Raw genomic sequence first — 13,506 nt, 5'->3', positions numbered from 1 at the left:
TGAGCCTGTCCGGGTGTCCGGTCCCTGAGCCCCCCATCCGGTCCCTGAGCCTGTCGAAGGGCTGGTCGGTCCCTGAGCCCCCATCCGGTCCCTGAGCTTGTCGAAGGGCGGGGTTTCTCCGGGTGCATTTCGACAGGCTCAATGACCGGGGTGGGGCTCGACGACCGGCCTGCTCGGTCCCTGAGCGACCTACTCGGTCCCTGAGCCTGTCGAAGGGCGGGGTTGTCGGGGTGCATTTCGACAGGCTCAATGACCGGGTTGGGCTCGACGACCGGGTTAGGGGAGGCGGCCGGTGGTCGCCTCTCCGCTACGGCTGCAGGCGGTCCACGATCCAGCCGCCGTCGGCCGCGAGGTAGCGGAGGCGCCGGTGCATGCGGTCGCGGCTGGCATGCCAGAACTCGACCATGTCCGGGACCAGCCGGAACCCGACCCAGGTGGCCGGCCGCGGGACATCATCGCCCTCGCGCTCGAGCAGCTCGTTGGCCCGCGCGATGAGGGCGTCGAGGGTCTCCTCCGGGCCGTCGCGGAACGGCGTCGACTGGTGGGCGACCGCCGTCGCCGCTCGTGACTTGGGCGAGCGGTCGGCGAACAAGGCGTCGGACTCCTCGTCGCTCAGCTGCTCGACGCGGCCCTCGAAGCGGAGCTGCTGCATCGTCTCGCGCCAGTACACCTGGAGGGCGGCGCTCGGGTTCTCGGCGAGCTGCCCGCCCTTCCGGCTCTCGGTCGAGGAGCCGAAGATCAGGCCGCGATCGTCGAGGGTCTTCACATCGACGGTGCGCGCGCTCACGACGCCCACCGAGGTGGCGGTCGCGAGGGTCATCGATCGGGGTTCGCTGACGTCCCGCTCGATCGCTGCGGCGAGCCACTGCTGAGCGAGCAGCATGGGCTCGGCGGGCGGGGTCTCGAACTCGGGCAGCTGCAGGGTGTCGTCTCCGGAGAGGGGTTCGGCGCTCATGTCGCGAGCCTACCCGCGTTGCCCTCGGTACCGACGACTGGGGCGTCGGCACAGTCTCCTCCGGAACCGTGGTGTCCTGACACATGGTGCCCGGACAGGCCGCGGGCTAGCCTCGAAACGCCCGCCAGGGCGCACCTCCGAGAGAGTGGGTACCGCATGCCGTACACCGACACCGACGACGTCTCGATCTACTACGAGGTGGAGGGCGACCCCGCCCACCCGGTGATCGTGCTCATCGCCGGCGGCGGCGCCCAGCTGCTCACCTGGCGCGATCCGTTCCGGAGAATGCTCGTGGACGAGGGCTTCCGGGTCGTGCGGTTCGACAACCGCGACGTCGGCTTCTCGCAGCGGTTCGGCGGCGAGACCGACCTCGACGGCGGGTACTCGCTCGGCGACATGGGCGACGACGTCCTGCGGGTGCTCGACCACCTCGGGGTCGAACAGGCGCACCTCGTCGGGCACTCGATGGGCGGCATGATGGCGCAGATGGTCGCGCTCGACCACCCGGAGCGCGTGCTGAGCCTCGGCCTGCTGTCCACGATCCCCGGCCAGGACCCGCGCTACATCCTGCACGGCGAGCGGCCCGAGCTGCTCGTCGAGCCGGTGCGGTACACCCGGGAGGAGTCCGTCGCCGCGATGGCGGAGCTCGCCGCACCCGTGCCCGGCGCGCGCTACCAGCCGGACACCGCCTGGGAGGTGTGGGCGACAGGTGAGGCCTACGATCGTGGCTACGCGCCAGAGGGCTTCAGCCGGCAGTGGGCGGCGCTCCTGCGTGCACCGGAGCGACTCGAGCGACTGCGCGACGTGACCGTACCGACGCTCGTGCTCCACGGTCGCGAGGACGACGTCCTGCACTGGTCCTCCGCCGCGGACATCGCTCAGGCGATGCCGGCGGCCGAGCTCCACGTCCTCCCCGGCATGGGGCATCTCATCCCCGCCGAGCTCTGGCCGACGCTCGCCGCCGGCATCGTCCGGGTGGCGAAGACTTCGTCCGGTCGTTGAGCTTGGCCGGGAGGTGCTCGCAGGCCCTTCGACAGGCTCAGGGAGCGGGGTGGCTTCGTCCGGTCATCGAGCTTGTCGAAATGCAGCACGGGGGACGTGTCGCTGACGGGAGGGTTGTTCGTGGGCCTTCGACAGGCTCAGGGACCGGGGGTTGAGGCAGGGACCGCGGGCTCGGGGAGGGCTGCCCTTCGACAGGCTCAGGGACCGGGGGGCCGGGGGACCGGGGCTACGGCATGCCGATGAGGCGCACCCGGCAGGCGAGTTCCGCGGCGAAGCGGACGTCGGGGTCGGCGAGGTCGAGTTCGAGCGACTGCTCGATGCGCCGGATCCGGTAGTTCACCGCGTTCGGATGCAGGTTCAGTTCCGCCCCGGCACGCGCCAGCGAGTTGCGATGGCTGAGGTACGCGAGCAGCGTCCGCACCGAGATCGTGGCCCGCTCCGGCCCGAGGGCGTCGAGCGGCGAGAGGATGTCGTCGAGCAGCGTCCGGCTGAGCGGTGAGGCGTAGAAGTCGAGGAGCACCCGCCGCAGCCCGGTGACGTCCGTCGCCTCCATGGTGCCGAAGCGACCACCCGCGATGGCGGCCTCCGCAGCGACCCGCGCCTCGGTCGCCGACTGCCGGAGCCCCGCCGCCCCGCTCTGCGGCGTCCCGAGCCCGACGGTGAACGTCCACTCCGGCCCTGCGATCGTCGCGGCGTGCGCGACGATCCGCTCCATCACGTCGCGCAGGCGCCGCTGGTGGTCGGGTGCGCCGAGCTCCTCCGAGGCGATGACGACGATCTCGTCGCGCCGCATCGCGAGGTGCCACTGCTCCTCGCGCTGGTCGACGAGTTGGAGGGCGAACAGTTCGACGGACGGCGCGAGGACGGTGGGCGCCCGACGGTCGGGATCGCTCGCGTGCTTCGGGGTCAGCCACGCCACCGCGTGCGACAGCTGCAACGGCAGCCCGGCGCGGACCGCGTCCATCGCGAAGCCGTCGATGCGGAACGACTCGGCGAAGATCAGCTCGATGATGAGCTCCGCCCGCGAGCGCACCGACCCGAACCGTCCGTGCAGCTCCCGTTGCAGTGCGCGCGAGAGGACGGAGGCGATGACCGGGAGGGCGATCGCCGCCGCCGGGTCGTCACGCTCGGCGTGGACGCGGCCGATCGGGATCTCACCGATGCACACCGCGTCGGGTTCGAGCCAGCTGGCGCTCGCATCCTCGACGAGCGTGACCGGCACCCCGAGCGTCGTGCTGGCGACCTCGAGGATCGCCTCCCGCACGCCGACACCTGACGCCTGCTCCGCTTCGGCCGCGGACGCGCTGATCACCCGTTGGATCGCGAACTCGGCGCGCGACATCGCCTCCTCGGCCCCGCCGCGGATGGTGCGGTCCATGAGCACGGCGAGGTCGGAGGCGATGCCCTCGCTCATGATGACCGGCAGACCACCGCGGTCCGCGAGGGCCCGTGAGGTCTCGGCGACCGGGAACGCACCGACGAACACGAGGCCGGCACAGCCCGCGGCGATGGCCCGGCGGATGGCGATGTCGACCTGGTACGGCCTCGGGACGGCGCCATCGGGGGTCGTCACGATGGCGATGGAGTGCTCGGTCGCGTCGTTCAACTCGTCGAGCGCGAGGATCTCGACGCCGGTGACCGGCACGCCCGCGGGGGCACCGGCGACGCAACGGGCGCCGAGATGCTCGGCTTGGAGGATGACGTCCGCGACGGTGACTTGGGCCATGAGCACATTCTGCCCCGATTGTGTGGGCTGGGGGAACATTGTCGTGTTTCCCGACCCTGCCTACGCTCGGTACATGTCAACGAACCACCCCGCTGCACGCTCCGCAGCGTCGGCCACGCCGATCACCAGCATCACCCTGGCCGACGTGCCGGCGCTCGCCGCAGGATGCGCCATCTTCGGCACCGGAGGCGGCGGCGCGGTGCAGACCCCGCAGCTCGGCGTCGAGATCGCCCTGGAGCGGTTCGGACCGGTCCCCGTCAAACAGGTCGCCGACCTCGACGCGGACGACGTGGTCGTCGCCATGTCCGGCATCGGTGCCCCTTCGGTGGGTTTCGAGATGCTCGGCGCGAGCGGCCAGGCCGAGATCATCGTCGAGGAGATCGAGCGACTCACGGGCAAGCGCATCACCACGATCATGGCGACGGAGATCGGCGGCAGCAACGGCGTCGGGCCCGTCGGCTGGGCCGCGAGCCTCGGCCTCAGCATCCTCGACGCCGACGGCATGGGACGTGCCTTCCCGGAAGCGCCGATGACCGCGATGAACGTCGCGAACCTCCCGCCCGGGTACGCGGTCCTCAGCGACGTGATCGGCAACGTCTCGATCCTGCGGCCGGTCAGCCTCGCCTGGCTCGAGCGCCACGCCCGCGCCCTCACCGTGGCCAGCGGAGCGATCTCGATCGGCGCCAACTACGTCATGGACCGCGACACCGTCCGCGGCGCGGTCATCGAGGGCAGCGTCAGTCGCGCCGTGCAGGTCGGGCGACGGCTCCTCACCGCCACCGACCCCGTCGGCGCACTCACGGACGAACTCGGCGCATCCCTCATCACCGGCGGCAAGGTCGTCGACATCGAGCGCCGCACCGAGGGCGGGTTCACCCGCGGCTCCGTCACGGTCGAGGGGATCGGCGAGCACCGCGGTCGCCTCACCCGCGTGGAGATCCAGAACGAGAACCTCGTCGTCATGGAGGACGGAGCGGTCATCGTCAGCGTCCCCGACCTCGTCACGATCGTCGACTCCGAGACGGGCGACGCGATCTCCACCGAGATGCTGCGCTTCGGACAACGGGTGAGCGTCCTCGCCTGGGCGTGCGACCCACTGTGGCGCACCGAGCGCGGCCTCGAACTCGCCGGCCCGCGCGCGTTCGGCTACGACCTCGACTACGAGCCGTTCGGCGTGAGCGCCGACGAGACCATTGGAGCGACCCGATGAGCGCCGGCACCAGCACCGTCACCGACACCTCGGGTGAGCTCGCGATCGGCATCGACGTCGGCGGGACCAACACCGACGCCGTCGCGCTCTCGGGTACGGGCGAGGTCGTCTCGTGGACGAAGCAGCCCACCACCCGCGACGTCACCGGCGGTATCCGGGCGGCGCTCGCCGAGGTCCTCGACCAGCTCGGTGACGACCGGGGCCTCGTCACCCGCGTCATGCTCGGCACCACCCACGCGACGAACGCGATCGTCAACCGTCGCGACCTCGGACGCGTCGTCGTCATCCGGCTCGGCTCGCCCGCCGCCACCTCGCTCCCGCCGCTCGCCGGCTGGCCGCGGGAGCTGCGCGACGTCGTCCTCGCGGGGAGCATCCTCGCCGGCGGCGGCCACCTCGTCGACGGCTACCCGATCGCCCCGCTCGACCGCGACCTCATCCGCCGGGAGCTCGACGCCCTGGCCGGCACCTTCGACGCCGTCGCCGTCTGCGGTATCTTCAGCCCGTCGTTCCCCGAGCAGGAGCTCGAGGTCGAGGCGCTCGTCCAGGACCACGTCGGGGTCGACATCCCGGTGTCGCTGAGCCACGAGATCGGCGCGCTCGGCCTGTTGGAGCGCGAGAACGCGACCGTCCTGAACGCGTCCCTCTACGCCGTCGCCCGCGACGTCACGAACGCGCTCACGACCGTCGTCGCCGAGGAGCGACTCGACGCGACCACCTACTTCGCCCAGAACGACGGCACGCTCATGGCCGTCGAGTACGCGGCGCGCTATCCGGTGCTCACGATCGGTTCCGGGCCGGCGAACTCCATCCGCGGTGCCGCGTTCCTCTCCGGTGCCGACAACGCGATCATCATCGACGTCGGCGGCACGACGAGCGACCTCGGCGTGCTCGTCGACCGGTTCCCCCGCGAGTCGACCCTGCCCCGCGAGGTCGGTGGCGTGCGGACGAACTTCCGCATGCCCGACATCCTGAGCGTCGGCCTCGGCGGCGGCACGATCGTCGACACCGCGACCGGTGTCCCGCGGCACGACTCGGTCGGCTACCGGCTCACCGAGGAGGCGCTGCTGTTCGGCGGCACCACCCCGACCCTCACCGACGCGGCCTCGCTCCAGTTCGGCATCGCCGACCGCGAGCTGCCGCCCCTCGACCGCGCGACCCGCCAAGCACTCGAGCACGCGCTCGGCGTCGCCCACGAACGCATCGAGTCCGCCGTCGAGCGCATGTCGCTCGGCCGCACCGGCCTCCCGCTCGTCGTCGTCGGCGGCGGAGGATTCCTCGTCCCGGACGCCGTCCTCGGCGCGAGCGAGGTCCTGCGCCCGGCGCGCGGCAACGTCGCCAACGCCGTGGGCGCGGCCATCGCGCTCGCCGGTGGGCGCTCCGATCAGCTCTGCGACTTCGCCGACCGCGCAGCCGCCATCGAGGAGGCAGGACGCTCCGCGATCGAGAAGGCGATCCAGGCCGGCGCAGACCCGCGCTCGGTCGAGATCGTCGACGTGCTCGAGACCCCCGTCTCGTACGCCACCCGTCCCACCCTGAAGGTCTCCGTGAAGGCGGCGGGTCCGCTCGCCCGCATCGGAACGGCGACCCGACAGCGCATCTGACCCACCCCAGCACCAGCACAGCTCTCCACCAGCACCAGCCCGGCACCTCACCCCATCTGATCCGGCCACCCGCGCACCACGGCCACCCGAGTACGAAGGATCCAGTATGAACAGCAAGCGGAAAGCCGCGGCGGCCCTCGCCGCCGCGGCCCTCACCGCGGTGGCCCTCACCGCGTGCACCTCCTCGCAATCCTCCGATTCCTCCGGCGAGTACGTCTCCGGCGGCACCTTCGTCACCGCGATGAGCGGCGACCCCGGCAGCCTCGTCCCCATGACGGGCATCAGCCTCGAGGCCCGCGAGATCATCAGCTTCCACTACGAGTCGCTCGTGTACGTCAACGCCGACGGCGAGCTCCTGCCGTGGCTGGCCGAGAGCTGGGAGGAGGACGCGAGCTCCACCTCCATCACCTACACGCTCAAGGACGGCATCACCTGCGCGGACGGCACCCCGTTCACCGCGGAGACCGCCGCGGCAAACATCACCTACAACGCCGACCCGGCCAACGCGACCTTCTACTACGGCGCGCAGGTCTCCGAGCGGATGACCGCGACCGCCGACGGCAACCAGCTCACCGTCACGAGCTCGACGCCCGACCCGTTCATCCTCGCCAACACCGGCACCGTCGAGATGGTCTGCCAGGCCGGCCTCGACGACCCCGACTCCCTCGTCGAGACGATGAACGGCACCGGCCTCTTCACCCTCGACAAGGCGACCCCGGGTTCCAGCTACACCTTCACGAAGCGCGACGACTACACCTGGGGTCCAGAGGACGTCACGAGCGACACCAAGGGCCTGCCGGACACCTTCGAGGTCCGCGTCGTCACCGACCCAGGGACCGCCGCGAACCTGCTGCTCTCCGGTGACGTGAACGCCGCGAGCATCGGCGGCGCCGACCAGGACCGCGTCGAGGCGGCCGGTCTCGGCAGCGAGGGCGTGCGCAACCCGATCGGCGAGATGCTCTTCAACGAGCGTCCCGAGCGTCCCACCTCCGACCCGCTCGTCCGTGAGGCCCTCGTCACCGCGATCGACCGCGAGCAGGTCGGCGAGGTCGTCACCGACGGCACCGCCGAGGAGTCGAAGTCGCTCGTCGTGAAGAGCCCGTACCTCTGCGTCGCCGACGGCCCGCAGTGGACGCTCCCCGAGACGGACGTCGAGAAGTCCGGCGAGCTGCTCGATGAGGCGGGCTGGAAGCTCGGTTCCGATGGCAAGCGGTCGAAGGACGGTGAGCCGCTGACGATCAAGTTCATCTACGACGCGGCCACCCCGAGCCACGCGGCGGCGGCCGAGCTCGTGCAGCAGACCTGGGACGAGCTGGGCGTCACGACCGAGCTGTCGGGCAATGACGCGAACGCCTGGTCCGAGCAGCTGTTCTCGACCTTCGACTGGGACACCGGCTTCGTGCAGATCGCTCCCGGCGGACCGGTCATCGTGAACACCTTCTTCGGTGGCGAGACCCCGGACAAGGGCGGCAACAACTTCATGTTCGTCGACAACCCGGAGTACGACGCGCTCGCCGAGCAGGCCAAGACGGCCAGCCCCGAGGAGACCTGCGACCTCTGGCAGCAGGCGGAGGCGAAGCTCATCGAGCGGACGGACGTGTTCCCGATCGCCGACGCGCAGGACTTCATGTACCTGAACGGCGCCGAGGTCGAGCGGCCGAACTTCATCCGCCCGACGAGCATCCGGATGGTCGGCTGATCATGGCGATCCCCTCGACCGTGACCACCGGGCAGGCCACCGACCCGGCCACGGGCCCCGGCGGCCCGGCGGTCGCGCGTCGAGGGGGTCGTGGCGTCCTCGGCGGACTCTCCTCGCGGACGTCCTTCATCCTCCGACGACTCGGCCGGGTGCTCGTCTCCCTCGCCATCGTCATCGTCGCGACGTTCCTGATCGTGCAGCTCGTGCCGGGCGACCCGGTGCGCGCTGCGCTCGGGAACAGTGCGACGCCGGAACTCGTCGAGCGGACGCGCGCCGACCTCGGCTTGAACGTGCCGGTGCCGGAGCAGTTCGTCAACTACGTCAGCGGACTGTTCCGCGGCGACTTCGGCACGGCGATCGGGTCGCAGCGGCCGGTCGCCGACACGATCGCGCAGCGCTTCCCGGTGACGCTCACCCTCGCGGTCGCGTCCTTCCTCCTCGCGGCGATCGGCGCCTTCCCCATCGGCGTCGCGACCGCGGTGTCCTCGCGCACCGGCCGCCGCCGACTCGCCGACCTCGGCGTCTCGGGTCTGCTCGGCGTGCTGATCGCCATCCCGAGCCTCCTGCTCGCCGTCGGTCTCATCGCCGTGTTCAGCATCGGGCTCAAGGTGCTCCCGGCCGCCGGCTGGGGAGGCTTCGACCAGGCGATCCTGCCGGTGGTGGCCCTCGCGGTCGGTCCGATGGCGTATCTGGCCCGCATCGTGCACGTGGAGATGCTGGCCGTCCTCGAGATGCCGTACATGACCACGGCACGGAGCAAGCGCCTTCCGACGCACCTCGTCTACCTCCGGCACGCGCTGCCGAACATGGTGACGTCCACGCTCACGATCGGCGGCATCATCCTCACGGGCATGGTCGCCGGCACCGTGCTCATCGAGACGGTCTTCGCCATCCCTGGTCTCGGGACGAGCATCGTCTCGTCGATCACCTCGAAGGACTACCCGATGATCCAGGGCATCGTGCTCGTGTACGCGATCCTCGTCCTCGGCCTCAACCTCCTCATCGACATCGCGCTCGCGACGATCGATCCGCGCTCCTCGATCACGGAGGGCTGAGCTCATGCGTGCATCCACCCGCTCGAACCGGTCGCCGGTGCTCGACCGCCTCCGCACCCCGCGCGGCCTCACCGGCGCGATCGGCGCGCTCCTCATCATCGTGGTCGCGGTCGTCGGCCCGACCGTCTGGGGGTCCGCCGCCGACACGACGTCCGTCGCCGACCGCCTCGCCGGTGCGAGCCTCGCCCACCCCTTCGGCACCGACGAGCTCGGCCGGGACGTCTTCGCCCGGGTCATGGTCGCCACGCGCGTGTCCGTGCTCCTGACCCTCGGCGCCACAGCGATCTCGGTCGTCGGCGGCGTCGTGCTCGGGGCCGTCGCGACGGTCCTGCCTCGACCGCTCCGCCGACTCGTCACCGCCCTCATCGACATCCTGCTGTCGTTCCCGTGGCTCCTCATGGCGCTGTTCTTCTCGGTGATCTGGGGCGCGAGCGCCACCGGCGCGATGCTCGCCGTCGGGTTCGCCGGCGTGCCGACCTTCGCCCGCCTCACCTACACGCTCGCGTCGTCGCTCATCGGTCGCGACTACGTGAAGGCCGCGCGGATCGCGGGTGTCGGGCAGGCGGAGGTGCTCGTCCGGCACGTCATGCCGAACATGCTCCCGCCGATGCTCGTGAACGCGGCGGTCTCCGCCTCCGGCACGCTGCTCGCCTTCGCCGGCCTGTCCTTCCTCGGTCTCGGGGTGCAGGCACCCGAGTACGACTGGGGGCGCCTCCTCGGCCTCGGGATCGCCCGCATCTACGGCAACCCGATGGCGGCGATCGGTCCCGGTATCGCGCTCGTCGTGTGCGGCGTCATCTTCACGCAGCTCGGCGAGCTCTGGAACGAGTCCTCGAAGCGGCTGCTCGGCCTGCCTGCGCCGGCGCGACGTCGCACCGCGGCTCCCGCGACCGCCTCGGCTGCGGCTGCGACCCCGGCCGACCAGGAGCCCGTCGTGCAGGTGCGCGACCTCCGCGTCGCCTTCCCGGACCGCGACGGCCGACTCGTCGAGCGCGTCCACGGCATCAGCCTCACGATCATGCCCGGAGAGGTCGTCGGTGTCGTCGGCGAGTCCGGATCGGGCAAGTCGGTGAGCGCGATGGCCATCGCCGCCCTCCTCGGGCCGGACTCCTCGGTACAGGCCTCGGAGCTGAGCTTCCGCGGGATCGACATGACCGCACCGCTCACGAAGGCCGAGCGCAGCCGCCTCGGCCTCGAGCTCGCCATGGTCTTCCAGGACCCGCTCACCTCGCTCAACCCCTCGCTCACGATCGGGAAGCAGCTCCGCGAGACCGTCGAGGTCCACGAGGGGCTCTCGACGGCCGAGTCCACGAAGCGTGCCGAGGCCGCACTCGAGTCGGTACGGATCCCGCTTCCGGCCAAGCGCCTGAAGCAGTTCCCGCACGAGCTGTCCGGCGGCATGCGCCAGCGGGCCATGATCGGCATGGGACTCATGGGCCGCCCGAAGCTGCTCATCGCCGACGAGCCGACGACGGCGCTCGACGTGACGGTGCAGCGCCAGGTCCTCCGGGTCCTCCACGAGGCGCAGGAGCAGACGGGCGCTGCGATCCTGCTCATCTCGCACGACATCGCCCTCGTCAGCGGGTTCTGCGACCGCATCCTCGTCATGAAGGACGGCCGCATCGTCGAATCGCTCGACGCCGACCGCCTCCACGAGGCGCGGCATCCGTACACCCGCGGGCTCATCGCCTGCGTCCCCGACATGACCTCCGACCGCACCATGCCGCTCCCGGTCATCGGTGCGATCGACGAGATCGACGAGGAGGACCCCCTCGTCCCTGCCCTTCGACAAGCCCAGGATCCGGTTGTCGAAGGACCCATCACCACCGAAGGACGGCGCGCATGACCGGTCTCGAATTCTCCGGCCTCACGGTCCGCTACGGCCACGGCGCGTCCGCGCACACCGCGGTCGACGGCTTCGACCTCACGGTCCGACCGGGCACGTCCCACGGGCTCGTGGGGGAGTCGGGCTCGGGCAAGTCGACGGTCGCCGCGGCCGCCGTCGGTCTCGTCATCCCGAGCGCCGGCGGCATCCGACTGAACGGCGCCGACATCGTGGGGCGCTCGTCCGCTGCCCGTCGTGCGCGTCGACGCGTGCAGCTCGTCTTCCAGGACCCGTACTCCGCGCTCGACCCGCGCATGCCGATCGGACTGTCGATCGCCGAGGGGTCCCGGGCGACGGGGCGCTCCTGGAGTCGCTCGGAGCAGCGGTCCCGGGTGGGTGAGCTGCTCGAGCGCGTGCACATCGACCCGGACCGGGCGAATGACCTGCCGTCGGCGTTTTCGGGTGGTCAGCGGCAGCGCATCACGATCGCCCGGGCGCTCGCGGCCGAACCGGAGGTCCTCATCGCCGACGAGATCACCTCGGCGCTCGACGTGTCGGTGCAGGGCGTCGTCCTCAACCTCCTGCGCGAGCTGCAGCGCGAGCTCGAACTCACGGTGCTGTTCATCTCCCACAACCTCGCCGTCGTGAACTACATGTGCGACACGGTGAGCGTCATGCAGGCCGGCCGGGTCGTCGAGGCGGGCCCCACGGCCACCGTCCTCGCTGCTCCCGAGGACGCCTACACCCGAGAACTCCTGGCCTCCGTGCCCGTGATGGGCCGTCGCATGGCCTGGGACGAGGAGTAGCGGAGGGATTCCTGCTCCCGGTCACTGAGCGCACCTCTTCCGGTCACTGAGTGCACCTCTCCCGGTCACTGAGCTTGTCGAAGTGCACCCGGGTGACGTCGCCCGTCGACAGGCGGTTCCTGAGCCTGTCGAAGGGCAGGGACCGGGGAGAACAGGTCAGCCGCGCTGCTTGCGCGGCAGGGTCTCCGGGAGGAACGCGATCCCGACGATGCCGATCGCGCTGAGCAGCAGCAGGTACGCCGCCACCAGCCACGGTGCACCACCGCTCGCGGCGACGAGCGCGGTCGCGACGAGCGGGACCGTCCCGCCGACGAGGGCGGCCGGGATCTCGCGGGAGAGCGCGATGCCGCTCCACCGCATCGAGGTCGGGAAGATCTCGGCGAGCAGCGCCCCCGAGGTGCCGATGGTGGCACCCTGGATGACGGCGAGGCCGAGGATCAGGCCCAGCGCGACGAGGGTCGACTGCTCCGTGTTGTAAAGCAGGAACATCGGGAACGCGTAGACCACACCGAAGATCGCGGCGCCCATGAGGACGGGCTTGCGACCGATGCGGTCGGCGAGGCGACCGAACAGCAGCGCCGTCGGGATGGTCAGGACCTCGGCGACGATGAGGCCGATGAGCGCCTCCGTCGGGTGCACACTCAGCGTGCCCGTGACGTACGACAGCGAGAACACCTGCACGACGTAGACCCATGGCAGGGCGAACGTGAACAGCGCCATGCCGCAGATGATCACGCGCCAGTGCGAGCGGATCGCGCCGGCCAGCGGAGCGGAGGTGACGGCACCGCGCTCCTCGGCGCTCTCGAACGCCTTCGTCTCCTTCACGCGCAGGCGGAAGTACAGGGCGAAGGCGACGATGACGACGCTCGCGAGGAACGGGATCCGCCAACCCCAGCTCTGGAACTGGTCGATCGGCAGCGTGCTCACCACGGCGAAGACGGTGGTCGCGAGCGCCATGCCCACGTACACGGAGGCACCGGGGAACGAGGCGGCGAACGCGCGGTGCTTCACGTCGGCGGACTCGCTCGCCATCGTGATCGCGCCCGCGAACTCGGCGCCCGAGCCCATGCCCTGGAAGATCCGCAGCACGATGAGCAGGATCGGTGCCCAGATGCCGATGGTCTCGGCGGTGGGGAGCAACCCGATGATGGTGGTCGCGACGCCCATGAAGAGGAGCGTGATGAGCAGCGTCGGTTTGCGCCCGAGCTTGTCGCCGTAATGGGCGAAGATCAGGCCGCCGATCGGGCGGGCACCGAAGCCGACCGCGAAGCCGGCGAACGCGCCGAGCAGGCCGGCGAGGTCACCGGCGCCGGGGAAGAACAGGGGCGCGAACACGAGCGCGGAGGCCAGCCCATAGAGGGTGAAGTCGTACCACTCGATGACGGTGCCGACCGAGCTGGCGAGGATGGCGCGGCGACGCTGCACCCGGGAGTCGAGGCCGTCGCGATCGATGTCGCTCTGGCCTGCGGTGGTGGTGTCGGATCCGCGTGGGTCGCTCGCGCGCGCGCTCTGGATGGCCATGGCACTCCTTCGTGTTGGGCGCACCCGGACGGCCGGGACGCCTGACGAGGCTACCGGCCGTCTGGAGGCTCAGCCCATGTGCGGTCGGCACACTCCGGGGCCGTTC

General features: G+C 70.9%; 10 protein-coding genes. 7 read left to right on the top strand and 3 right to left on the bottom strand.

Translation table 11 applies throughout. The features are described 5' to 3' along the window. Positions 1-307: 307 nt before the first annotated feature. A complete protein-coding gene (locus QRN44_RS05820; protein WP_121291306.1) occupies positions 308-955 on the bottom strand; it encodes a pyridoxal 5'-phosphate synthase in 648 nt (215 codons plus the stop codon). 156 nt (positions 956-1,111) lie between these two features. Between QRN44_RS05820 and QRN44_RS05815 the strand changes: the two genes are divergently transcribed. Then, entirely contained in the window at positions 1,112-1,957 is an 846-nt protein-coding gene (locus QRN44_RS05815; protein WP_285038525.1) for an alpha/beta fold hydrolase, read from the top strand. Positions 1,958-2,183: 226 nt separating this feature from the next. Here QRN44_RS05815 and QRN44_RS05810 read toward each other — a convergent pair whose 3' ends face one another. Further along, a complete protein-coding gene (locus tag QRN44_RS05810; RefSeq protein WP_285038524.1) occupies positions 2,184-3,683 on the bottom strand; it encodes a PucR family transcriptional regulator in 1,500 nt (499 codons plus the stop codon). Positions 3,684-3,756: 73 nt separating this feature from the next. Here QRN44_RS05810 and QRN44_RS05805 point away from each other — a divergent pair, with 73 nt between their 5' ends. The 6 genes from QRN44_RS05805 to QRN44_RS05780 all read left to right on the top strand — a co-directional run bounded on the left by QRN44_RS05805 (position 3,757) and on the right by QRN44_RS05780 (position 11,879). Beyond that, complete coding sequence (locus QRN44_RS05805) at positions 3,757-4,893, top strand: S-methyl thiohydantoin desulfurase family protein (RefSeq protein WP_064296014.1); 1,137 nt, start codon at positions 3,757-3,759, stop codon at positions 4,891-4,893. Next, positions 4,890-6,494: a hydantoinase/oxoprolinase N-terminal domain-containing protein gene (locus QRN44_RS05800; RefSeq protein ID WP_064296013.1), complete on the top strand. Its 1,605-nt coding sequence runs from the start codon at positions 4,890-4,892 to the stop codon at positions 6,492-6,494. Before QRN44_RS05805 ends, QRN44_RS05800 begins: the two co-directional genes overlap by 4 nt. 106 nt (positions 6,495-6,600) lie before the next feature. Then, complete coding sequence (locus QRN44_RS05795) at positions 6,601-8,193, top strand: ABC transporter substrate-binding protein (protein WP_285038523.1); 1,593 nt, start codon at positions 6,601-6,603, stop codon at positions 8,191-8,193. A gap of 2 nt (positions 8,194-8,195) precedes the next feature. Continuing rightward, entirely contained in the window at positions 8,196-9,248 is a 1,053-nt protein-coding gene (locus tag QRN44_RS05790) for an ABC transporter permease (RefSeq protein ID WP_285038522.1), read from the top strand. Between the two features lie 4 nt (positions 9,249-9,252). Continuing rightward, complete coding sequence (locus tag QRN44_RS05785) at positions 9,253-11,094, top strand: dipeptide/oligopeptide/nickel ABC transporter permease/ATP-binding protein (protein WP_121291314.1); 1,842 nt, start codon at positions 9,253-9,255, stop codon at positions 11,092-11,094. Continuing rightward, on the top strand, positions 11,091-11,879 hold the full coding sequence (locus QRN44_RS05780; protein ID WP_121291316.1) for an ABC transporter ATP-binding protein: 789 nt from the start codon (positions 11,091-11,093) through the stop codon (positions 11,877-11,879). Before QRN44_RS05785 ends, QRN44_RS05780 begins: the two co-directional genes overlap by 4 nt. 156 nt (positions 11,880-12,035) lie before the next feature. Here the strand turns inward: QRN44_RS05780 and QRN44_RS05775 are convergent, their stop codons facing one another. After that, positions 12,036-13,400 carry an MFS transporter gene (locus QRN44_RS05775; protein WP_175116966.1) on the bottom strand — a complete coding sequence of 455 codons (1,365 nt, stop codon included), beginning with the start codon at positions 13,398-13,400 and terminating at the stop codon, positions 12,036-12,038. Between the last annotated feature and the right edge of the window lie 106 nt (positions 13,401-13,506).

Source organism: Plantibacter sp. lyk4-40-MEA-4, assembly GCF_030209415.1.
In the GTDB taxonomy this organism is placed as follows: Bacteria; Actinomycetota; Actinomycetes; order Actinomycetales; family Microbacteriaceae; genus Plantibacter; species Plantibacter flavus_A.
This window is presented reverse-complemented; position numbering and strand designations above follow the sequence as displayed.

Bases quoted from the DNA above. Each gene is read 5' to 3' on its own strand.
- QRN44_RS05820 (WP_121291306.1), bottom strand. From the start codon at position 955: ATGAGCGCCGAACCCCTCTCCGGAGACGACACCCTGCAGCTGCCCGAG.
- QRN44_RS05815 (WP_285038525.1), top strand. From the start codon at position 1,112: ATGCCGTACACCGACACCGACGACGTCTCGATCTACTACGAGGTGGAG.
- QRN44_RS05810 (WP_285038524.1), bottom strand. From the start codon at position 3,683: ATGGCCCAAGTCACCGTCGCGGACGTCATCCTCCAAGCCGAGCATCTC.
- QRN44_RS05805 (WP_064296014.1), top strand. From the start codon at position 3,757: ATGTCAACGAACCACCCCGCTGCACGCTCCGCAGCGTCGGCCACGCCG.
- QRN44_RS05800 (WP_064296013.1), top strand. From the start codon at position 4,890: ATGAGCGCCGGCACCAGCACCGTCACCGACACCTCGGGTGAGCTCGCG.
- QRN44_RS05795 (WP_285038523.1), top strand. From the start codon at position 6,601: ATGAACAGCAAGCGGAAAGCCGCGGCGGCCCTCGCCGCCGCGGCCCTC.
- QRN44_RS05790 (WP_285038522.1), top strand. From the start codon at position 8,196: ATGGCGATCCCCTCGACCGTGACCACCGGGCAGGCCACCGACCCGGCC.
- QRN44_RS05785 (WP_121291314.1), top strand. From the start codon at position 9,253: ATGCGTGCATCCACCCGCTCGAACCGGTCGCCGGTGCTCGACCGCCTC.
- QRN44_RS05780 (WP_121291316.1), top strand. From the start codon at position 11,091: ATGACCGGTCTCGAATTCTCCGGCCTCACGGTCCGCTACGGCCACGGC.
- QRN44_RS05775 (WP_175116966.1), bottom strand. From the start codon at position 13,400: ATGGCCATCCAGAGCGCGCGCGCGAGCGACCCACGCGGATCCGACACC.